At 64.5% G+C, this 20,396-nt stretch carries 21 protein-coding genes and 1 pseudogene; 15 read left to right on the top strand and 7 right to left on the bottom strand.

Going from position 1 to position 20,396, the window contains the following annotated elements:
- Positions 1-42: 42 nt before the first annotated feature.
- Positions 43-714, top strand: a complete 672-nt coding sequence (locus QWJ37_RS12915; protein WP_290245484.1) for a hypothetical protein — start codon at positions 43-45, stop codon at positions 712-714.
- A 20-nt stretch (positions 715-734) separates the two neighbouring features.
- Here the strand turns inward: QWJ37_RS12915 and QWJ37_RS12910 are convergent, their stop codons facing one another.
- Positions 735-1,097: an N-acetyltransferase gene (locus QWJ37_RS12910; protein ID WP_290245483.1), complete on the bottom strand. Its 363-nt coding sequence runs from the start codon at positions 1,095-1,097 to the stop codon at positions 735-737.
- Between the two features lie 360 nt (positions 1,098-1,457).
- Between QWJ37_RS12910 and QWJ37_RS12905 the strand changes: the two genes are divergently transcribed.
- The 7 genes from QWJ37_RS12905 (at position 1,458) to QWJ37_RS12875 (ending at position 7,044) form a co-directional block, all read left to right on the top strand.
- Entirely contained in the window at positions 1,458-2,105 is a 648-nt protein-coding gene (locus tag QWJ37_RS12905) for a DUF6318 family protein (RefSeq protein ID WP_290245482.1), read from the top strand.
- 524 nt (positions 2,106-2,629) lie between these two features.
- Positions 2,630-3,013: a hypothetical protein gene (locus tag QWJ37_RS12900; RefSeq protein WP_290245481.1), complete on the top strand. Its 384-nt coding sequence runs from the start codon at positions 2,630-2,632 to the stop codon at positions 3,011-3,013.
- Positions 3,014-3,152: 139 nt separating this feature from the next.
- On the top strand, positions 3,153-3,803 hold the full coding sequence (locus QWJ37_RS12895; protein ID WP_290245480.1) for a DUF6318 family protein: 651 nt from the start codon (positions 3,153-3,155) through the stop codon (positions 3,801-3,803).
- 506 nt (positions 3,804-4,309) lie between these two features.
- A complete protein-coding gene (locus tag QWJ37_RS12890; protein WP_290245479.1) occupies positions 4,310-4,693 on the top strand; it encodes a hypothetical protein in 384 nt (127 codons plus the stop codon).
- 139 nt (positions 4,694-4,832) lie between these two features.
- Positions 4,833-5,477 (top strand): DUF6318 family protein, encoded by a 645-nt coding sequence (locus QWJ37_RS12885; RefSeq protein WP_290245478.1) that lies wholly within the window; start codon positions 4,833-4,835, stop codon positions 5,475-5,477.
- A gap of 504 nt (positions 5,478-5,981) precedes the next feature.
- Entirely contained in the window at positions 5,982-6,377 is a 396-nt protein-coding gene (locus QWJ37_RS12880; RefSeq protein WP_290245477.1) for a hypothetical protein, read from the top strand.
- A 70-nt stretch (positions 6,378-6,447) separates the two neighbouring features.
- Entirely contained in the window at positions 6,448-7,044 is a 597-nt protein-coding gene (locus tag QWJ37_RS12875) for a DUF6318 family protein (RefSeq protein ID WP_290245476.1), read from the top strand.
- Here the strand turns inward: QWJ37_RS12875 and QWJ37_RS12870 are convergent.
- From QWJ37_RS12870 to QWJ37_RS12860, 3 genes are read right to left on the bottom strand one after another with little or no spacing between them, the layout of a single operon-like run.
- On the bottom strand, positions 7,041-7,841 hold the full coding sequence (locus QWJ37_RS12870) for an MSMEG_6728 family protein (protein WP_290245475.1): 801 nt from the start codon (positions 7,839-7,841) through the stop codon (positions 7,041-7,043). The two genes, QWJ37_RS12875 and QWJ37_RS12870, sit on opposite strands and share 4 nt — an antisense overlap.
- A 12-nt stretch (positions 7,842-7,853) precedes the next feature.
- Positions 7,854-8,456 carry a GNAT family N-acetyltransferase gene (locus QWJ37_RS12865; RefSeq protein ID WP_290245474.1) on the bottom strand — a complete coding sequence of 201 codons (603 nt, stop codon included), beginning with the start codon at positions 8,454-8,456 and terminating at the stop codon, positions 7,854-7,856.
- Between the two features lie 59 nt (positions 8,457-8,515).
- Positions 8,516-9,151, bottom strand: coding sequence for a DUF1684 domain-containing protein (locus tag QWJ37_RS12860; RefSeq protein WP_290245473.1), 636 nt, complete (start codon positions 9,149-9,151; stop codon positions 8,516-8,518).
- A gap of 22 nt (positions 9,152-9,173) precedes the next feature.
- On the opposite strand from QWJ37_RS12860, the gene QWJ37_RS12855 reads away from it, so the two are divergent.
- Both QWJ37_RS12855 and QWJ37_RS12850 read left to right on the top strand, forming a co-directional pair.
- Positions 9,174-9,920, top strand: a complete 747-nt coding sequence (locus QWJ37_RS12855) for a sulfite exporter TauE/SafE family protein (RefSeq protein WP_227928856.1) — start codon at positions 9,174-9,176, stop codon at positions 9,918-9,920.
- 73 nt (positions 9,921-9,993) lie between these two features.
- On the top strand, positions 9,994-11,304 hold the full coding sequence (locus QWJ37_RS12850; protein ID WP_290245471.1) for a DUF6350 family protein: 1,311 nt from the start codon (positions 9,994-9,996) through the stop codon (positions 11,302-11,304).
- A gap of 6 nt (positions 11,305-11,310) precedes the next feature.
- Here QWJ37_RS12850 and QWJ37_RS12845 read toward each other — a convergent pair whose 3' ends face one another.
- Positions 11,311-11,742, bottom strand: a complete 432-nt coding sequence (locus QWJ37_RS12845; protein WP_227904147.1) for a hypothetical protein — start codon at positions 11,740-11,742, stop codon at positions 11,311-11,313.
- Between the two features lie 40 nt (positions 11,743-11,782).
- Between QWJ37_RS12845 and purN the strand changes: the two genes are divergently transcribed.
- Positions 11,783-12,352, top strand: a complete 570-nt coding sequence (purN, locus tag QWJ37_RS12840) for a phosphoribosylglycinamide formyltransferase (protein WP_227928858.1) — start codon at positions 11,783-11,785, stop codon at positions 12,350-12,352.
- 91 nt (positions 12,353-12,443) lie between these two features.
- Here purN and QWJ37_RS12835 read toward each other — a convergent pair whose 3' ends face one another.
- The gene (locus QWJ37_RS12835) at positions 12,444-13,796 is read right to left on the bottom strand and encodes an MFS transporter (protein WP_290245470.1); all 1,353 of its coding nucleotides are present in this window, start codon (positions 13,794-13,796) and stop codon (positions 12,444-12,446) included.
- A gap of 136 nt (positions 13,797-13,932) precedes the next feature.
- Between QWJ37_RS12835 and QWJ37_RS12830 the strand changes: the two genes are divergently transcribed.
- The 4 genes from QWJ37_RS12830 (at position 13,933) to QWJ37_RS12815 (ending at position 19,602) form a co-directional block, all read left to right on the top strand.
- Complete coding sequence (locus QWJ37_RS12830; RefSeq protein ID WP_290245469.1) at positions 13,933-14,910, top strand: DUF559 domain-containing protein; 978 nt, start codon at positions 13,933-13,935, stop codon at positions 14,908-14,910.
- 551 nt (positions 14,911-15,461) lie between these two features.
- The gene (gene purH, locus QWJ37_RS12825) at positions 15,462-17,075 is read left to right on the top strand and encodes a bifunctional phosphoribosylaminoimidazolecarboxamide formyltransferase/IMP cyclohydrolase (protein WP_227904151.1); all 1,614 of its coding nucleotides are present in this window, start codon (positions 15,462-15,464) and stop codon (positions 17,073-17,075) included.
- A gap of 175 nt (positions 17,076-17,250) precedes the next feature.
- Positions 17,251-18,486 carry an NADP-dependent isocitrate dehydrogenase gene (locus QWJ37_RS12820; protein WP_227904152.1) on the top strand — a complete coding sequence of 412 codons (1,236 nt, stop codon included), beginning with the start codon at positions 17,251-17,253 and terminating at the stop codon, positions 18,484-18,486.
- A gap of 150 nt (positions 18,487-18,636) precedes the next feature.
- Positions 18,637-19,602: a bile acid:sodium symporter family protein gene (locus tag QWJ37_RS12815; RefSeq protein WP_290245468.1), complete on the top strand. Its 966-nt coding sequence runs from the start codon at positions 18,637-18,639 to the stop codon at positions 19,600-19,602.
- Positions 19,603-19,969: 367 nt separating this feature from the next.
- Here QWJ37_RS12815 and QWJ37_RS12810 read toward each other — a convergent pair.
- A pseudogene (locus QWJ37_RS12810) lies at positions 19,970-20,362 on the bottom strand (Hsp20/alpha crystallin family protein); the annotation flags it as partial.
- Positions 20,363-20,396 lie beyond the last annotated feature (34 nt).

Here is a 20,396-nt window from a genome sequence, read left to right as displayed (position 1 = left end):
GCCAGTAGCATGGGTTCGGACACGGACATTCCGGGAGCCGCTGTGGGATACCGTAACACCGCACGACGCATCACCGCCCGAAACACCCTGCTGGCCGGGGCTCTATTACTTCTGGCCGGTACGTCCTCCTGCGCCCAAGTGCCGGATCCGCCGTCGTCGTCCTCCGCCACGTCCCGCCCGTGGTCCGGATACACCACCGCTGACGGTTCACTGAGGTTTGAGCACCCGCAGGACTGGAAAGTCACCGAACTGCCGGCGCTCGCCAACGATCCGGCCGGCGGGATTTCAGTTGAGGTCGCCGAGGGCTCCGGCAGGGTAGTGGCACGCCTGGATACCGGCATCATTGCGGATTTGAGCTGCACCGCGCCGGCAGGGGCGGCCTCCTATACCGAGTACGAAAGCGTGCCGATGCCGGAACTGGACTCGGCGCAGGGATCCGAGCAGCGGTTCGTCTACCGGTCCCTGGCCCCCTCCGGAACGCGGAGCGCCCAGGCCACCTATGCCGTGGTGAGCGGACGGCAGGATGGCAACTGCGGACTGTTCGATTTCTTCACGTTGACGGAAACCAGTGGCGGCCGCTTCGCGGGGGAGTATCCGGCCGCCGATGCGCAGGGCGATGCACAGAGCTACCTCGACGGCGCCGCCCGGTATCCGGATACGCAGGAATACCGGGACCTGCGGCGCATGCTGACATCGCTCCGGAACGCCGGGTGAGCGGACCGTTGGCGGGACGGCTATCTCGGAACCGGGCCGGCGCCGGGGCGCAGCCGCGTGCGTTTGCCCGTGGCTGAGACGGCGAAGCGCGCCCGGTGTTGGCGCGGAATGAGCGGCAGGTATTCGGGCCTGGCAGCAATATAGGCCCGGGTCCGCGGGCAGAAGGGCAGCAGCGCGATTCGGCTCCTGCGGGCATCAGCGAGCACTTCCTCGATAAGGAGCGTCTCGGCTGTCCGCTGCCGGTATGCCGGATCCACGATGATGCGCAGGGCCCAGAGCTCCCCGCCGTGCATTTCATACTGCAGGTAAGCAGCCATGGTGCCGTTCACAAACAGCTCGAACCGGCTGTGCAGGTGGTTGTTGTAGACGGTCGCGTTGGCCATGCCGGTTTTTCCGACCTTTGGAGCCGGTTTGCGGCGCTGGGCCCTGCCTCGGGAACCGGCCGGAGCGGCGGGGCCGGGTTCCGGTGCGGTTTCCGCGGGCGCCGGCAGATCCGGCTGGACAGCGTCGCTGGTTGGTCGGGTTTTGGGATTCACGGCAGGCTCCACACTAGAAACTGGGTGGACAGCTGCTGGACCACGATGACATGAGCATAGCGGTGAATCTGTGCCGCTCAAATTCACGGTAACCCTCCGGTTCCGGATTCCCGCCGACTGTCCTGTGGATAACGGGCTGGGGGCGCGTGGGGCTGGCTAGGATGGCCGGACTGACAGTCTTGCGGGTTGCCCGACCGGGGGTTACAGATGACCAGAACCATTGCGCGGCGTGTTGCATCCTTGTTTGGTGCGGGGGTGCTTTTGTGTGGGCTGGTCGCCTGTTCCCAGGCTGCGGGGGATCCCGGCGGTGGATCACCGTCGCCTGCCCCGCCTTCCGTCTCTGCTTCTGCCACGCCGACGCCTACACCCACCCCGTCGGCGACCTACGAGCCGGCTTCGGCTGATGGTCCGGCGGAGAATGTGCCTGTGCCGGTGATGCCGGAGGAGGCGAAGCTGGAGTCCAAGGAAGGGCTGGAGGCATTCGCGCGGTACTGGTACGAGGCTGCGAACTACGGATATGAGACTGGGGACGTGAGCCTGGTGAAGGCGATTAGCGGTCCCGAATGCGTTGCATGCCTCAAATACTACGAGGTTGTCGAAAACGGCTTCATAGACGATGACTGGATGGCTGGTGCAAAAATCGATATACAAGACGCATATTCGGAATATGTATTGACGCCTGAAGGAAGGTATCAGGCCCTTGCGCAGCTTCAGCAAGATGGAATTGAGTATTATGGCCCGGAGGGCCTTCAAGAAGCCGAGGAGGCGGATTTTCAGCCTATAGTGCAGCTCTTTGAAGCTACTTGGACTAACGGTCAATGGTTGACCGCGGCAATCATAACCATAAAGCAATGAACAAAATTACTTTGTCTATTTTGCGTTCTCTGATATTGGGAACAGTTTGCAGTGTGTGTCTCTTGATATTCGCTAATTCGGGTGTGGCGCAAACGAGTGGTGGTGAAGGCAAAGTTGGTGGTGTCGGGAAGGTCGCTGGCTCGGCGTTTGTCCGAGATCCGGAAAGCGGAATGTGGACGATTATGCCTGTCGGAGTCCCGGATGATCCCTTCGGATATCGTTTTCAACCCGTTTGCTTCGATGATATGGCTGGCCACGTCGAATGCTTGGCTGCGAATCAGGCTGCATGTACTGAAGGTGAAGACGGCCAGTTGGTCTATTGGTACCGAGGTCTCAAGAGCCGGGATCCAAGTCTCTGGGAAAGGGTCAGTGACACGCCGTCGTGCATTTACTCCGAGGAACCGGTTGATATTGGTGAGCAGATCCGGGCGCAAATCCTTACCGCGTTTCAGGAACGGCCCATAGTTCCCGGCGGGCTGGTGTTGCAGCCGAGCCCGCATACGTTGGTCGGGATGGAAACGAACGTGTATATCGAAGCAACTGAGCAGGTTTTCGAGATGGTCCTGCTGGAGCAGAGCATCCGGATTGTGGCCACACCGACGGAATACGAGATCAACTACGGGGACGGCACGGTGTACGGTCCCACTCCGGTGCCGGGAGGTCCGTTGGGCCAGGACCGGTGGGGCGAGGCGACGCAGACCAGCCACGCGTATGCGGCCAGCGGGGATTATCAGGTGGGTGCAACGGTGTATTTCTCCGGCACGTATTCGGTGAACGGGGGAACCGTGATTCCCATCGACGGGCGGGCAACGGTGTCTTCACCTGCCCAGACCCTGCGGGTGTGGCGGTCGGAAACCCGCAGTGTGGCGGACAACTGCCTGGTGAACCCGAACGGCGTCGGATGCTAGTCGCACTCTAGTCGGCCTGACACAGCCCACGGTTCAGGCTTCCGGTGTACTGTCCTGTGGATAACGGGTTGGGGGCGCGTGTGGCTGGCTAGGATGGCCGGACTGACAGTCTTGCGGGTTGCCCGACCGGGGGTTACAGATGACCAGAACCATTGCGCGGCGTGTTGCATCCTTGCTTGGTGCGGGGGTGCTTTTGTGTGGGCTGGTCGCCTGTTCCCAGGCTGCGGGGGATCCCGGCGGTGGGTCACCGGTGCCTGCCCCGTCTTCCGTCTCTGCTTCTGCCACGCCTACGCCCACCCCGTCGGCGGCGTACAAGCCGGCTTCGGCTGATGGTCCGGCGGAGAATGTGCCTGTGCCGGTGATGCCGGAGGAGGCGAAGCTGGAGTCCAAGGAAGGGCTGGAGGCATTCGCGCGGTATTGGTACGAGCTAGTGAACTACGGTTTCGAAACCGGCGATGTGGAGCCCATCCGCGCCATCAGCGGCCCGGACTGCAAAGTATGCGGCACATTCTACAAAATGGTGGGCAAAGGATTTGAGAACGAAGATTGGATCGTAGGCGGAAAGATTGACGTTCAAGGGGTTAGCTCGGATTACATTCTCACTCCAGAAGGGCGCTATCAAGTACTGATTCAAGAACGACAAGAGGAGATTACCTTTCATGGTCCCGGAGAAATATACGGATCATACGAAGGTACAGAAGATTCCGGTGTTCAGATGATTGAGGCGCGCCATACAGGACATGAATGGTTTGCAGAAAATGTTGTAACTATTACCAGTCCCACAAAATGAAGTTTATAAAGGGTGCGCTTGCTGTCGTTGCACTGGTTCTTGCTACGGTGCCATACAGTACACCGGCGGTTCACGCCGCTGTCGTTGGCGGTGGATGGCATGAAGACGATTCGGTGTCAGGTGGAGCATATTCCCAGGATCCAGATTCCGGGGTGTGGACCACAGTGCCGGTGGGGATCCCGGATGATCCAAGAGGCTACCGGTTCGTACCGGTTTGTTTCGACGATATGGCTGGCCACGTCGAATGCTTGGCCGAGAATCAAGCTGCATGTACCGCCGGTGATGATGGGCGCCTGGTGTACTGGTTTTCGGGACTGAAAACCGTTGATCCGAGCACTTGGTCCAGAGTCAGTGACACGCCGTCGTGCATTTACTCCGAGGAACCGGTTGATATTGGTGAGCAGATCCGGGCGCAAATCCTTACCGCGTTTCAGGAACGGCCCATAGTTCCCGGTGGGCTGGTGTTGCAGCCGAGCCCGCACACGTTGGTCGGGATGGAAACGAACGTGTATATCGAAGCAACTGAGCAGGTTTTCGAGATGATCCTGCTGGAGCAGAGCATCCGGATTGTGGCCACACCGACGGAATACGAGATCAACTACGGTGACGGCACGGTGTACGGTCCCACTCCGGTGCCGGGAGGTCCGTTGGGCCAGGACCGGTGGGGCGAGGCGACGCAGACCAGCCACGCGTATGCGGCCAGCGGGGATTATCAGGTGGGTGCAACGGTGTATTTCTCCGGCACGTATTCGGTGAACGGGGGAACCGTGATTCCCATCGACGGGCGGGCAACGGTGTCTTCACCTGCCCAGACCCTGCGGGTGTGGCGGTCGGAAACCCGCAGTGTGGCGGACAACTGCCTGGTGAACCCGAACGGCGTCGGATGCTAGTCGCACTCTAGTCGGCCTGACACAGCCCACGGTTCAGGCTTCCGGTGTACTGTCCTGTGGATAACGGGTTGGGGGCGCGTGTGGCTGGCTAGGATGGCCGGACTGACAGTCTTGCGGGTTGCCCGACCGGGGGTTACAGATGATCAGAACCATTGCGCGGCGTGTTGCATCCTTGGTTGGTGCGGGGGTGCTTTTGGGTGGGCTGGTTGCCTGTTCCCAGGCTGCGGTGGATCCCGGCGGCGGGTCACCGTCGCCTGCTCCGTCTTCCGTCTCTGCTTCTGCCACGCCTACGCCCACCCCGTCGGCGGCGTACAAGCCGGCTTCGGCCGAGGGCCCAGCGGAGAATGTGCCTGTGCCGGTGATGCCGGAGGAAGCGAAGCTGGAGTCCAAGGAAGGGCTGGAGGCGTTCGCGCGGTATTGGTACGAGGCTGCGAACTACGGATATGAGACTGGGGACGTGAGCCTGGTGAAGGCGATTAGCGGTCCCGAATGCCAAACGTGTCAAAAGTACTATGACGTTGTTCTAAAAGGATTTATCGATGGTGATTGGATGGCCAAATCACAGATCGACGTTCAGGATGCTTATTCGGATTTTATACTAACGCCTGAAAATCGATACCAAGCACTAGTCCAGCTCGAGCAGGACGATATGGAGTATTACGGTGCGGAGGGGCACCTGGGGACCACCGAAAGGAGAACTCAACCATCTGTCCAACTTGTCGAAGCCACCTACTCTGATGGCGAATGGATCGCAGTGAACATAGCCACGATAAAGGCTGGATGAACGATGCGGTTGCTTAAAATCACCTGCACTGCGACGGCTCTGTCCATGTGCTTATTGTTGGTGCCGGCCAAGATGGCCAAAGCCGACATAGGAGGTGAGGGTGACATCGTTAACGATGGCAAGGTGTCCGGCTCAGCATTTGTCAAGGATCCGCAAAGCGGAATGTGGACGAATATGCCCGTGGGAATCCCAGATGACCCCTTTGGGTATCGCTTCCAACCGGTATGTTTCGATGATATGACCGGTCACGTGGAATGCCTTGCCGCCAATCAGGCCGCCTGCACCGCGGGGGAAGACGGTCAGCTAGTTTATTGGTACCGGGGGCTCAAGAGCCGTGATCCAAGCCTTTGGGAAAGAGTCAGTGACACGCCGTCGTGCATCTACTCCGAGGAACCCGTCGATATCGGTGAGCAGATCCGGGCGCAAATCCTTGCCGCGTTTCAGGAACGGCCCATAGTTCCCGGTGGGCTGGTGTTGCAGCCGAGCCCGCATACGTTGGTCGGGATGGAAACGAACGTGTATATCGAGGCAACTGAGCAGGTTTTCGAGATGGTCCTGTTGGAGCAGAGCATCCGGATTGTGGCCACACCGACGGAATACGAGATCAACTACGGGGACGGCACGGTGTACGGTCCCACCCCGGTGCCGGGAGGCCCGTTGGGCCAGGACCGTTGGGGCGAGGCGACCCAGACCAGCCACGCGTATGCGGCCCGCGGGGATTATCAGGTGGGTGCAACGGTGTATTTCTCCGGCACGTATTCGGTGAACGGGGGAACCGTGATTCCCATCGATGGGCGGGCAACGGTGTCCTCGCCTGCCCAGACCCTGCGGGTGTGGCGGTCGGAAACCCGCAGTGTGGCTGACAACTGCCTGGTGAACCCGAACGGCGTCGGATGCTAAAGGTCAAAGGACGCCGGGGACGCATCACAATAATGATGGCCTCGATAGGGGCGGCTGTCGGGTTTGCAGGGTGTGCCATAAACGACGGGGACGTTTTCGAGGGGGAGTCCCCACTAACGACGGAGTCATCCGTTACTCCCACCCCCATTCCCACCCCAGATATAAGCCTGGGTCCGCCAAGGGTCCGGCTGAAAATGTTCCGCTCCCAGTGGTGCCTGTCGAAGCCAAAACCGCGTCCAAGGTCGGTCTTGAGGCCTTCGCCGAGTATTGGTACGAGACGGCGAACTACGGGTACGAGACCGGCGATACCTCTTTGACTCAGGCTGTCAGTGGTCCCGAATGCGAAACCTGTGCGAACTATTTCGAGGTAGTCGAAGGCGGGTACATTGGCGACGATTGGATGGCGAACTCGGCAATAGAGGTTTTGCAAGTTCACTCTGACTACGTGCTCACACCCGACGGGCGGTACCAGGCGGTTGTTTACTTTAGACAGGAGGCGATGGAGTATTACGGCCCCGAAGGCCTGCAACTGGAAGGTGAGGCCGATTTGGGTGTTGTGCAACTCTTCGAGGCGGTATGGGAAGGCGATCATTGGGTTGCGGCGAACATCGCGACTATGAACGTCCTGGATAAATGTCAGTTCCACCCCGAAAATCCCGACTGCTAAAGGTTGGCAGGCCGCGGCACCGCAAACAGGGTCCGGGGATCCTGCAGCACCGCGGGATAGCTGAACGCAGACCGGGGAATGCTCCCGGAGAGTGCCACCGACCGCACGGCAGTGTCGTTTGTCAGTTCCACCGGACCGGCACGCCCCAGCAGCAGCCGCGACCTGTCATTCGGGGCTATTACGGCCACCGGATCGCCGTCGTCCATGTCCTCCAGCAGCCGCACCAGCTGCCGGCCACGCTTGCCGGTAATGGGCGTGCCCTTTGCGGAAAGCATCGGCAGGACGATGGTGGCAGCATCGCCGTCGGGCACTGCCCGAGCCACCCACAGCGCGTCCGCGGGGTCCGGATCCGCCGGATCCGGCAAATCGGCGGGGGAGGGCCACACATACGGCAGCCCGGCATCGGTATCCGGAAACAGCGGCCCGTAAACCTCGGGAGACTTCTCGATCAGATTGGACCGGTGGCTGCGGTGCAGCTCCTCGTCACCCAGCCAGGACGGCAGCTCAACCGCGCCGCCATCCCCGTCCACCCGGGGCGCGAACTCCAGGATCTGTTCGCGCACGGTATCGGCATGTCCGCGGGCAATCCACTCGTCCGTCATCGCCAGCCCGTAGGCAGTCAATGCGGGCACAAAGCCCTTCCACATCAGCAGTGCCGGGTGCCGCTGCCAGCCGTAGTCCGGAACCACCAGCCCGCGCAGCAGCTGCAGGGTCTCCACGCGCTGCTTGCCCAGCCGTGCCTGATCCAGCACCGCCGCACTGCGGGCGAAGCTCTCATAGGGGAGGAAGGTTTGCACCGGCCCAGTCTGTCACTGTTCGCCGGGACGGGCCGCTCCGGAAACAGCAGCGGCACCCGCATCCGGAGCTGCCACCAGCTGGCGGACCATGATCAGGTCACGGAAGGTATGGCTGCCTACCCGGAAGGACCGGCGGCCGGAGGTCTGGAACCCTGACTTGCGGTAGAAGGACTGCGCCCTGACGTTACGGTTGTTGACGCCCAGCCACATGGAGCGGGCCCCCACAGAAGCCGCGGCGCCGGCGGCCGCTTCAACCAGCTGGCCGGCCAGCCCGCTGCCGTGAGCGTCCGGGTGCAGATAGAACTTGTTCAGTTCAGCCGAAGGCCGCACCGCCCGGCCCTGATCCAGGGCTTCAAGCACCTCCGGATCCGACGGTGCCGCCAGGACCAGCAGGCAGTAGCCCAGCAGCCGGCCGGCGTCCCGGGCCGCCAGAACCAGCGCCTTCTCGTCATTCAGATAAGCGGCGAACCGCTCGGCGGACAGGTTCTCCGTGACAAAGGCGGTGCTGTCCTCCGGTGTGACCTCAGGCGGACACGCCAACGGGAACGTAAGGGCGGCCAGTTCGACGAGCCCGGGGATATCTTCTGGTGTTGCATGTGAAATCGAGGCTTGCACCACTCCAGCATAGGCATGCCCGGCAGATGCCTGCCCTTCGACCCGGGCATACCGCGGGTTTAGTACCGGGCGTAGAGCTCTCCGACCGGAAGCCCGGCGTCCACGGTGTTCTCCGGTCCGGGCAGGGGGCAGGCCCAGGCCTCGTCGTAGGCACAGGACGGGTTGTAGAGATAGTTGAAGTCCAGCACCAGGCTGCCGGGCCGTTCGCCCGCGCCCAGGTTGGCTCCCTTGATGGTGTCCAGCAGGTAGCGCCCGCCACCGTAGCTGCCGCCGTCAGCGCCGGAGGTTGCGTCCTTGACCGGAATGAAAATACCTCCGCCGTAGGAATCCAGGTTCCAGACCGCCAGGGAACCCACACCGTCAACGCTGACCGTGCCCAGCCGGGTAAACGGCACCACGCCGTCGGTGCCCGTGGCAACCTCCATGGACTGGCCGGCACCCACGTCCTCAATTACGGCCTCGAAGCGGAACGCAGGATCGTAGCGGGCGGTGCGGAGGCCGCGGAAGCGACGCCGCGTGGCTTCGGGGAGGGGCGACGCCGGGTGTGTACCGAAGAGCCGGTCCCGGCCGGTGGCCCACAGGGAATGGGCGTGTGACACGGAAATCGATTCGGATGCGCGCCGGGCCTGCTCGTAAAGGGCAAACACGTTACGGCGCCAGTCGGCGGTGGCAAGGGCAGTGACGGGGGATACCATCTGTCCAGCGTAGTGTGTTCCAGTGACTACCGGACTTCTTATTGTGGTGCTTGTCGCCATCTTCATCGGAGCGATCGCCCAGCGGATTGCCGGACTGGGCTTCGCGCTGCTGATTTCCCCGTTCCTCGTGATCATCCTCGGTTCGCACGGCGGGGTGATCATGGTGAATATCTGCGGCCTGGTGTCCTCGCTCCTGATTATGAGCCGCGTCTGGCGGGATGTGGACTGGTCAATGTACCGCTGGCTCGCCGTGCCCGCTGTGATAGCCAGCGTGCCGGCGTCGGCTGCCGCGGTGTTCCTTCCCGCTGCACCGCTGGCCGTGACGGTAGGCGCCGTCGTCCTGGTGGCCCTGAGTATCTCCCTGCTCCTGCAGCGGACCTCGGTGGTCCTGACCGGAAATGTTCCCAAGGCGGTGGCCGGTTTCGCATCCGGGATCACCAACGCCATGGCCGGCGTCGGCGGCCCGGCCGTCAGCGTTTACGCACTGCTGGCCCGCTGGCCGCAGCGGCCCTTCGCGGCCACCCTGCAGCCCTTCTTCGTCACCACGGCCGCCGTCACCCTGACCTCCAAGCTCTTCCTGGACCCCGGACAGATGCCGCCCTTCGAGGCCTGGGCCTGGGCCCTGGTGGCGCTGATGATTGTGGCCGGCATTTATGCGGGGGAGAAACTGCAGCGCTTTATCCGCGATGACCAGGCCCGCCTGGCCGTGATTGTGATCGCCTTCATCGGAGCAGCTGCGGCGCTGGTGAAGGGCCTGATCGACCTCTGACCCGGGGCTCCGTTAGCCGACTCACGCCGGAGCCTCGCCGGGCTGCGCGGGGCCGGGTGGCACGATAGAACCGATGAAGATTTTATTGCGGCGCAAGAAGCCGGGTATGCCGCCCATGCCGCTCTGGCTGCAGGGAACGTTTGAACTGGGCCAGGCTGCCCTGCTCTCGGCGCTGGTGGTACTGCTGCCGCTGGTCGGCGTCTGGTTTGCCAACGGTTTCACCGACCGGGAGTTCTCCTCCCTCGCCCGGCTGGGCGGCCAGGCCTGGCTGCTGATCCACGGCGTGCCGCTGTCCCTGAGCCTTCCCGCCGGGGAGCTCGGCGCAGCGCCCTCCACCGGCCTGCTCTCACTGCTTCCGCTCGGACTGAGCCTGATTCCGTTCTTCCTGTCCTGGCGGGCCGGACGCCGGCTGGCCCGGGCCTCCTACACCGACCAGCTCTGGCAGGCCCTGCTCGGGGCCTTGGGAACCTATGCACTGCTGGGCGCGGCCGCGGCATATTTCAGCAGTACGGACGGTGTCCGGATTTCGGTGACAGCCGGGGCGCTGCTGCCCCTGATTGCTGCCGGAGCCGGCCTTATTGTGGGTGCCCGGATCGAGGCCGGTTCGTGGGTGCGCCTGATCGGCATGGACCTTACCGACTGGATTGCCCGGACCAGCCAGCATTCGCGCTGGGCAGGTTCTTACCTGTGGTCCGCGCTGCGGGCCGGGGTGGTGGGAATCGTCGCCGCCCTGGGCCTGTCAGCTGTACTGCTGGTTGTTGCCCTGGCACTGAACTGGGCCACCATCGCGGCGGTGTACCAGCGGCTCGACGCCGGGATAATCGGCGGCGCGGTGCTCACCGTGGTGGAGCTGGGCCTGATGCCGAACTTTGTGGTGTGGACCCTTGGCTGGGCTTCCGGTGCCGGGTTCTCCATGGGCACCGGCAGCATCATCAGCCCGCTGGAAACCACCGTGGGTCCGCTGCCGGCGGTCCCGGTGCTGGCGGCCCTGCCGGCAGGCGGCATGGAATACGGCTACGTTGCCCTGCTGATCCCCGTGGCCGCGGGCATCCTGGCCGGCTGGTGGTTCCTGCGTGAGGGTGAGAACCACTTTGATGAGTGGCTGTCCATCAAGATCCGTGCCCGGTGGTTCACCGCTCCGCTATCCACCCTGGTGCTGGGCGCCATTGTGGGCCTGGTGTCCGGTGTGCTGGCGGCGGCAGCGGGCTGGCTTTCCCAGGGCTCACTGGGCGTGGGGCGTTTTGTCGGCCTCGGACCCGACCCGCTGTGGCTGGGCCTGTGGGTTGCCGCGGAGGTTGGGGTCGGCGTCGTCATTGGCTACGCCGTGGGCCCGTGGCTGGAACGCGAGCCGAAACAGGTACGCGAACCTGCGCTCAAGGCCTGAGGACGGTTACGGCAGCTCGAAGCTCAGGTACTCGGACTGGCAGGACTCGGATGCGTTCAGCGTGATGGCTGAACGCATGCAGGATTCGTAGGTCACCGTCCGGTCCCAGAGCATGGCCATGGCCGCCATGCCGAGCGTGGTGACGAACGTGATGACCAGGCCGATGGAGATCAGGACCGGCAGCACGGGCCGCATCTTGGCCCGGGCGGCTTTGACCAGCGCAATAATGCCTACTACGACGGCGGCCGTTCCGAGCGCTATCGGCACCAGCTTCCACGGCAGTACAAGATTGCTGCTCAGCAGTGTGGCGATTGCCAGCAACCAGAAGATCCGAACGTACTGAACCGCGTTGCGCTTCTGCTCGTCGGGAACATCCTGGCGGCTGCTGTCCGCCCCGGCCGGGGACTTGGTCTGGGTCTGGGCACCGTCGTCGTTCATGCGTTTAACCCTAGGCGACGCGGCACCCTATGGTTGACGCATGCGCATTGTAGTTCTTGTGTCCGGCACCGGATCCAACCTCCAGGCCGTGCTGGACGCCGTCCGGGACGGGCAGCTCGACGTCGAAATTGCCGCCGTGGGTTCGGACCGGCCCGGCACCTACGGTGTGGAGCGCGCCGCCGACGCCGGGTACCCCACCTTTGTGGTGAACTTCCGCGACTATCCGGCGCGGGCTGACTGGAACCGGGCACTCACCAGGGAAGTGGCCTCCTACGCTCCGGATCTGGTGCTCTCCTCCGGATTCATGCGGATAGTGGACGAGGAGTTCATCAACTCCTTCAACGGCCGCTACCTGAACACCCACCCGGCCCTGCTGCCCTCCTTCCCCGGAGCCCACGGGGTGCGGGACGCCCTGGCCTACGGAGTGAAGATCACCGGCTGCACCGTCCACTGGGCCGACGCCGGCGTGGACACCGGGCCGATCCTGGCCCAGGCGGCCGTCGAGGTGCTCGACGGCGACACGGAAGAGACCCTGCACGAACGCATCAAGGTGCAGGAACGCCGTTTGCTGCTGGAAACGCTGGACCGCCTCAGCCGCGAAGGGCTCTGAGCGGGTTCCGGAAGGCCCGGCCCACCGGCTCCCTGGCCGCTCAGTCCAGTGCCGCGCCCCCGAAAACCCGGCCCACCGGCTCCCTGGCCGCTCAGTCCAGTGCGGCGCCCTTGGTCTCGGGAGCGAAGCGGGCCATCCAGAGTACTGCCAGCAGCACCAGCACCCCGGCCAGCGCGAAGGACAGCGGCAGCCCGAGGTACGGCCACAGCACCGACACGAAAATCAAAGGACCGAACCCGGCGCCAATCCGCGAGACGGTGGACGCCCAGCCGAATCCGCTGCCGCGCAGCTCGGTGGGGTAGAGCTCGGACACGTAGGCGTAGAGCACCGGAATGGCCACCTGCACCACAAATCCGTAGGCCAGCAGCCAGATGGTGGCGGCCGTGGGTACGTCCACTACCAGGGCCACCACCACCAGGATCGCCGCGGACAGCGGCCCGGTCACTGCCAGGATCCACTTCCGCCCCACCTTTTCCACCAGCAGGGCGGCGGCAATCACGCCCAGCAGTCCGACGGCGGCCATGCCGGATGTGGTCAGGAACGCGCGGTATTCCGCGAACCCGGCGTCCACGAGGATCTTGGGCATCCACTGCAGGGCCAGGTAGTAGACCAGCAGGATGGTCAGGAACAGGGACCACGCTGCGATGGTGGTTTTGGTGCTGAACCGCCAGAGGTCGGCGAGCTGGGTGCCCATGGTGCGCAGTGTCAGCTTTTCCGGCTCCGCGGGTTCGGGCAGCCGCCACTCGGTTTTGGCGCCGCCGGTGCGCCGGATCAGATCCTCGATGACGGCGGCTGCTTCAGCGGTCCGGCCCTTGCGCACGAGGTAGAGCGGGGATTCCGGCACCGAGCGGCGCACCCAGAAGACCAGCAGGGCCGGCAGCACCATGATCAGCATGGTGTACCGCCAGTCGGCGAAGGTCGCCATGATCACCGCAGAGGTAATTCCGCAGAGCGCCGCACCCACCGGCCACCAGCCGTCCATCGCGGTGAGCACCCGGCCGCGTTGTTTTTTGGGCGTGAACTCTCCCACCAGGGCATAGTCCACGGGCACGCAGCCGCCCAGGCCGAACCCGGCCATAAAGCGGAAAATGCAGAACCAGACAATGTCCGGGGAGAAGGCGCCGAGCACGGTGAAGAGCGAGAAGACCAGCAGCGTGGCCGAGAACGCCCGCTTGCGGCCGATCGCATCAGCAATGGACCCCCAGACAAATGCCCCGATGGCCATGCCGAGCAGATTCGCGGTACCGATCCAGGCGGCCTGCGCCGGCACCAGGTCCCATTCCTTGGAGAGCAGGGGAATCAGGACGCCGTTCAGGGTCACGTCCCAGGCGTCGAACATAAAGCCCAGGCCGCCGATCAGGAAGATCCGGCCCTGAACGTTCCACCGCCAGGGCAGGTTTTGGACCACCTGGTCGCCGGTGGGCAGGGCATTGGTGATGGACATCTGGGCGGGGCCTTCCGGAGCTGGGCAGAAGATGGTGCAGGGGAGCGCTGATTGCGTCGGGGAAAACAGTACCGCGTGCAGGCGTATGCCTGTGGACAAAACCGGAGGAACCCGCGGAAGCAGGAAGTATGGGGCCATGGCTGACGCGCAGCGGGGTGAACAACCGGCCCTTCCAGGACCGGTGCTGCCCGGGTCCGTGTTCACCGTGGCGGAGGCACGGGCACGCGGTGTGCCGCCGGCGGCCCTGCGGAGGAAAGAGTACGACGCCGTCGGGTACGGCATCCGTGCCGTCACGGGGGTGGAGCCTTCCCTGCTGCACATCGTTCGTCCGCTTGCGCCTGTTGGCGGCCTTACCGTAGCCAGCCACACCACCGCCGCCGCCCTGTGGGGAATGTGGCTGCCGCGGCGCCTAGCGGACGGCCCGCTTCACCTCACCCGGCCGCTGCGGTTGTCACGGCCCCGGCGGAAGGGCGTTGCCGGGCATCAGGCTCCGCTCCTGCGGGAAGACGTAGTACGGATAGCCGGGATACTGATCACCTCTCCCGCATGGACATGGTGTGACCTCGCGGCCCTGCTCCCGGTCGCTGACCTGGTGGTGGCCGGCGACTCGGTGCTTCGACGGCTGGATGCCCCGGTGCGAGGCGGCTACCTTCCCCGGCCCGATCCGCTGTGCCGGGTCCAGGACCTGCAGGACCTCATCGACCGGAGATCGGGAAGCCGCGGCATTTCCACGGCGCGGACGGCACTTGGGCTGATGCGCCCGGGTGTCGATTCAGCCCCGGAATCGCGTCTGCGGCTGCTTATCCTGTCCGCGGGCCTGCCGGAGCCGGAGGTGAACCGGTGGATCATGGGTGCCGGCGGGCGGCCCGTGTCCCGGCCGGACCTGCAGTACCGGGCACTGCGGATTGCCCTTGAATACGAAGGGGAACACCATCTGCGGGATCCGGACCAGTGGCATCGCGACATTGAACGGGATGAGAGGCTGCGGCAACTGGGCTGGGTGGTGCTGCGCTTCAGCAAAAAGCACCTTCGCCCCGAGAATCGGGCAGCAACGGAGGAACGTATCCGTAGTACCTTGCGTGCGCGGGGCTGGTATCCCGGCAGAGCCGTGTAGACCAGACCGGGCTGCCGGTCCGGCCGGTCCCGGGTGCCGGTCCCGGGTGCCGGTCCCGCCGGTGGAGCGGGCCCGGGTGCCGGTCCCGCCGGTGGAGCGGGCCCCTTGATCCCGGTCCCGCCGGCCCCTGGGGTCCCTTGGTCCCGGTTCCTTGGTCCCGGTCCCGCCGGTGCGGGGGGTCCCCGGTGCCGCGGCACTGAATCGAGAAGGCACGATTTACCGAATTCGAGGCCGAAAACGGTAAATCGTGCCGTTTCGATCTGCAAAACGGTAAATCGTGCCGTTTCGATCCGCTGGAGCCCGCACCAGCCACACCGCCACACCGCACCCCGCACCCGCCACCCCGCACCCGCCACACCGCACCCCGCACCCGCCACCCCGCACCCGCCCCACCCCGCCACGCCCCGCAACCGCCCCAACCCCGCCCCGCATTCATCCCCCGAGACACCGTGTTACACCGCCCCGAGGCGGGGCGGAGGGCTCAAGGCATAAACTTCTTGTGGGCCGCACGGCCTGCGCACGCCGTTCATCGAATCCTTGGAGTGTCAGTTGTGAGCAACCCCGTCCTCGACCGTGTCCCTATCCGCCGGGCCCTGATTTCGGTCTACAACAAGACGGGGCTGACGGAACTCGCGCAAGGCCTCGCCGCAGCCGGTGTCAGCATTGTCTCCACCGGCTCCACGGCCAAGCAGATTGCTGCTGCCGGCGTCGCCGTCACCGAGGTCTCCGAGGTGACCGGGTTCGCTGAGTGCCTCGACGGCCGGGTCAAGACGCTGCACCCCCGCGTCCATGCCGGGATCCTCGCCGACCGCCGCCGGGATGACCATGTGGCCCAGCTCGAGGAAATGGAGATTGAACCCTTCGACCTCGTGGTGGTCAACCTCTACCCGTTCGTTGAAACCGTCCGCTCCGGCGCGGCGCAGGATGACGTGGTGGAGCAGATCGACATCGGCGGGCCCTCCATGGTCCGCGCCGCCGCCAAGAACCACCCGTCGGTGGCCGTGGTGGTTGACCCGGACAAATACTCCGACGTTGTCACCGCAGCGGCGGAGGGCGGCTTCGACCTGGCGCAGCGCCGCCGGCTGGCTGCTGAAGCATTCGCCCACACTGCCGCCTACGACAACGCGGTAGCCACCTGGACGGCCGAGCAGTTCGGCGACGGCACCGAGGACGGCGCCAAGTGGCCGGCCTACACCGGCCTCGCCCTGGAGCGCGCCGAAGTGCTGCGCTACGGCGAAAACCCGCACCAGGACGCTGCCCTGTACGTGGAGAAGGGAGGCCAGCCCGGCGTCGCCCAGGCCGACCAGCTGCACGGCAAGGCCATGTCCTACAACAACTACGTCGACGCCGACGCCGCCCTGCGTGCCGCCTTCGACTTCGATGAGCCCGCCGTCGCCGTCGTGAAGCACGCGAACCCGTGCGGTATCGCGGTGGCGTCCCCGAATGCGGCCGATCCGATTGCGGACGCGCACGCCAAGGCCCACGCCTGTGATCCGGTCTCCGCGTTCGGCGGCGTGATTGCCGCCAACCGCACGGTCACCGCGGGCATGGCGGAAACGGTGAAGGACATCTTCACCGAGGTGGTGATTGCTCCGGACTTCGAGCCGGCCGCCGTCGAGATCCTCAGCGCGAAGAAGAACATCCGGCTGCTCGCCCTGCCGGACGGATACGGCCGCAACACTGCCGAATTCCGGCAGGTCTCCGGCGGTGTGCTGGTGCAGAAGGCGGACCGGCTGCAGGCCGAGGGCGATGATCCGGCCAACTGGACCCTGGCCGCGGGGGAGCCGGCGGACGAGGCCACGCTGGCCGATTTGGCCTTTGCCTGGGCCGCCGTGCGGGCCGCGAAGTCCAATGCCATCCTGCTGGCAAAGAACGGCGCGTCCGTGGGTGTGGGCATGGGCCAGGTGAACCGGGTGGATTCCTGCCGGCTCGCCGTTGAACGGGCCAACACCCTGGGCGCCGGGGGCGAGGACCGCGCCCGCGGTTCCGTAGCGGCGTCGGACGCGTTCTTCCCCTTCGCGGACGGACTGCAGATCCTGCTCGACGCCGGTGTGCGCGCCGTGGTCCAGCCGGGCGGCTCCATCCGCGACAACGAAGTGGTCGAAGCTGCTGCCGCTGCGGGCGTGACCATGTACTTCACCGGCGCCCGGCACTTCTTCCACTAGCGAATACGCCGCAGGCCATACGAAAACGCGGGACGGTGCAGGTAATGTGCCGTCCCGCGTTTTAGGGCACAGATAGTGCGCTGTGGCATAGTTGAACTCAAATACAAGCCTAAAAAACGGGTTCCGTCATGCCACAAGACATGCTCCGGTGCCCACCAACACACAAGGAGACCGTGTGGCTGAGAAAATCAAGGTTGTGGGCTCTGTCGTAGAGCTCGACGGCGATGAGATGACCCGTATCATCTGGCAGTTCATCAAGGACCGCCTGATCAACCCGTACCTGGACGTAGACCTGAAGTACTACGACCTCTCCATCCAGAACCGCGACGCGACCGATGACCAGGTCACCATCGACGCCGCCAACGCCATCAAGGAACACGGCGTGGGCGTCAAGTGCGCAACCATCACCCCCGACGAGGCACGTGTCGAGGAATTCGGCCTGAAGAAGATGTGGGTCTCCCCGAACGGAACCATCCGCAACATCCTCGGCGGCGTGGTCTTCCGCGAGCCGATCATCATCTCCAACATCCCGCGCCTGGTCCCGGGCTGGAACAAGCCGATCATCATTGGCCGCCACGCCCACGGTGACCAGTACAAGGCCACGAACTTCAAGGTTCCCGGTGCCGGCACGCTGACGCTGACCTACACCCCGGCCGACGGCAGCGAAGAAATCAAGCAGCAGGTTGTGACGTACAACGAAGATGGCGGCGTCGCCATGGGTATGTACAACTTCAACGATTCCATCAAGGACTTCGCCCGCGCTTCCTTCGCGTACGGCCTGCAGCGCAACTACCCGGTGTACCTCTCCACCAAGAACACCATCCTGAAGGCCTACGACGGCCAGTTCAAGGACCTGTTCCAGGAAGTCTTCGACGCCGAGTTCAAGGACCAGTTCGAAGCAGCCGGGCTCACCTACGAGCACCGCCTGATCGATGACATGGTTGCCTCCGCAATGAAGTGGGAAGGCGGCTACGTCTGGGCCTGCAAGAACTACGACGGCGACGTCCAGTCCGACACCGTGGCACAGGGCTTCGGCTCGCTGGGTCTGATGACCTCCGTGCTGATGACCCCGGACGGCAAGACCGTCGAGGCTGAAGCTGCACACGGCACCGTGACCCGTCACTACCGCCAGCACCAGCAGGGCAAGCCCACCTCCACCAACCCGATCGCCTCGATCTTCGCGTGGACCCGTGGCCTGATGCACCGCGGCAAGCTGGACAACACCCCCGAGGTCATCAACTTCGCCGAGACCCTTGAAGACGTTGTCATCAAGACGGTCGAATCCGGCAAGATGACCAAGGACCTGGCACTGCTGGTCGGCCCGGACCAGCCGTACCTGACCACCGAAGAGTTCCTCGCCGCACTGGATGAGAACCTCAAGGCCCGCCTGGGCGCCGAGGTCGCAGCCTAACCGGCCCTCCTCACCGCGCCTTCCCCGCCCTGCTGCGGGGGAGTACGACGACGGCGCGCTGCCCCTTCGCGGGGCGGCGCGCCGTCGTCGTTTAATACGGAGGCCGCGTAATAAGTAGCGCGGAGGTACCCGCGGTGCCACCATGTGGGGATGTCGAATTCCACCACTACGCCGGCCCCGGCGGTTTCCGCTGCCGAAGAGCGCAGCGCCCGCATAGCGGTAACGGTTTTTCCTCTGCTTATTGTTGCCGGGGGAGTGATTGCGCTCTTCTTCCCGCAGCCCTTCACCGGGCTCTCCGCCTACATTAACCCGGGGCTGATGCTGATTATGTTCGGCATGGGCCTGACGCTGACTCTCCCGGATTTCGGGATGGTGGTCCGCCAGCCGCTTCCGGTGCTGCTGGGCGTGGTGGCACAGTTTGTCATAATGCCGCTGCTGGGCCTGGGGATCGCCTGGGCGCTGAATCTCAGCCCGGAACTGGCTGCGGGCGTGATCCTGGTGGGCTGCGCTCCTGGCGGCACGGCGTCCAATGTCGTGACTTATCTGGCCCGCGGCAACGTGGCCCTCTCCGTGGCCATGACCTCGGTGTCCACGCTGCTGGCGCCCCTGTTGACCCCGCTGCTGGCGCTCTGGCTCGCGGGCCGGTACATGGCAGTGGACGCGGGTTCCATGGCGTGGTCCATTGTGCAGATTGTCCTGATTCCGGTGGTGCTCGGACTGGTTATCCGCTACCTGATGCCGCGGCTGGTGGACCGGATCCTCCCCGTGCTGCCCTGGGTTTCCGTGCTGGCGATTACGTTTGTGGTGATCGCGGTGGTGTCCGGCAGCGCCCAGGCAATTTTCACCGCGGGCTGGCTGATCCTGCTCGCGGTGGTGCTGCACAACGCGCTGGGACTGGGACTGGGGTACGGCGCCGCCAAGCTGTTCCGGCAGCCGATCCCGTCACGCCGGACCATGGGTATTGAAGTGGGGATGCAGAACTCCGGGCTTGCTGCCGGCTTGGCGAAACAGTACTTCGCTCCGGAAGCGGCGTTGCCCGCGGCAGTGTTTTCGGTCTGGCACAACGTCTCCGGCGCACTGATGGCCGCCATCTGGCAGCGCCGGCCGGTGTCCTGACTGTCTGGAGGCGACAGGCCCTGAACAAAGGCGGCAGGCCTCGAACAAACGCGGCCTCAAACAAATGCAGCAGGCCCCGGACCGAAGTCCGGGGCCTGCTTCGCTTGCAGTTGAACGGCTAGATGCCGGCACCCTGATCGCCGGAGGAGGATGGCCCGGACGAGCCTGAGCCGCCGGAACCGGAGCCGCCGGAGCCCATTCCTGAACCGCCGCCCATGCCTGAGCTAGAACCGCCCATGCCGGAGCCCGAGCCCGAACCGCCGCCCATGCCGGAGCTTGAACTGCCGCCGCCCATGCCGGAGCCCGATGAAACGGACGCCGGCTCCGAGGAACTCTGGCCCGAGATCGTGTTCCCGTCCTTATACGCTGCGGAAACCTCGATCTTCCGCGGCTTCGAACGCTCGCTGACCGGGATGAAGACGCTCAGCACGCCGTTCTCGTACTTGGCTGAGATGTTGTCGATATCTATGCCCTGGCCAAGGTTCAGCTGCCGGAGGAAGCTGCCGCTTTCCCTCTCGCGGGTCAGCCAGGTCACCCCTTCGGTGGTATGGATGGTCCGTTCGGCGCGGATGGTCAGCAGCTGGCCATCCACGTCAACGTCCACCGAGCCGGGATCGATGCCGGGAAGATCTGCATTGAGGATGTAATGGTCGCCCTCGCGGTACAGATCGATGGGCATCAGCCGAAGCCGCTGGCGCGGGTCCAGAAGGGCGCCCGCAACCCGGTCCAGCTCACGGAATGGATCAAACTTCATCGCCATGTTCATCAACTCCTTTGTGCCACCGACGTCGGTC

The organism is Arthrobacter sp. YD2 (assembly GCF_030410475.1).
Classification (GTDB): domain Bacteria; phylum Actinomycetota; class Actinomycetes; order Actinomycetales; family Micrococcaceae; genus Arthrobacter_B; species Arthrobacter_B zhangbolii.
Note: the sequence above shows the minus strand (reverse complement) of the source record. Positions and strands in the feature narration are given on the sequence as shown.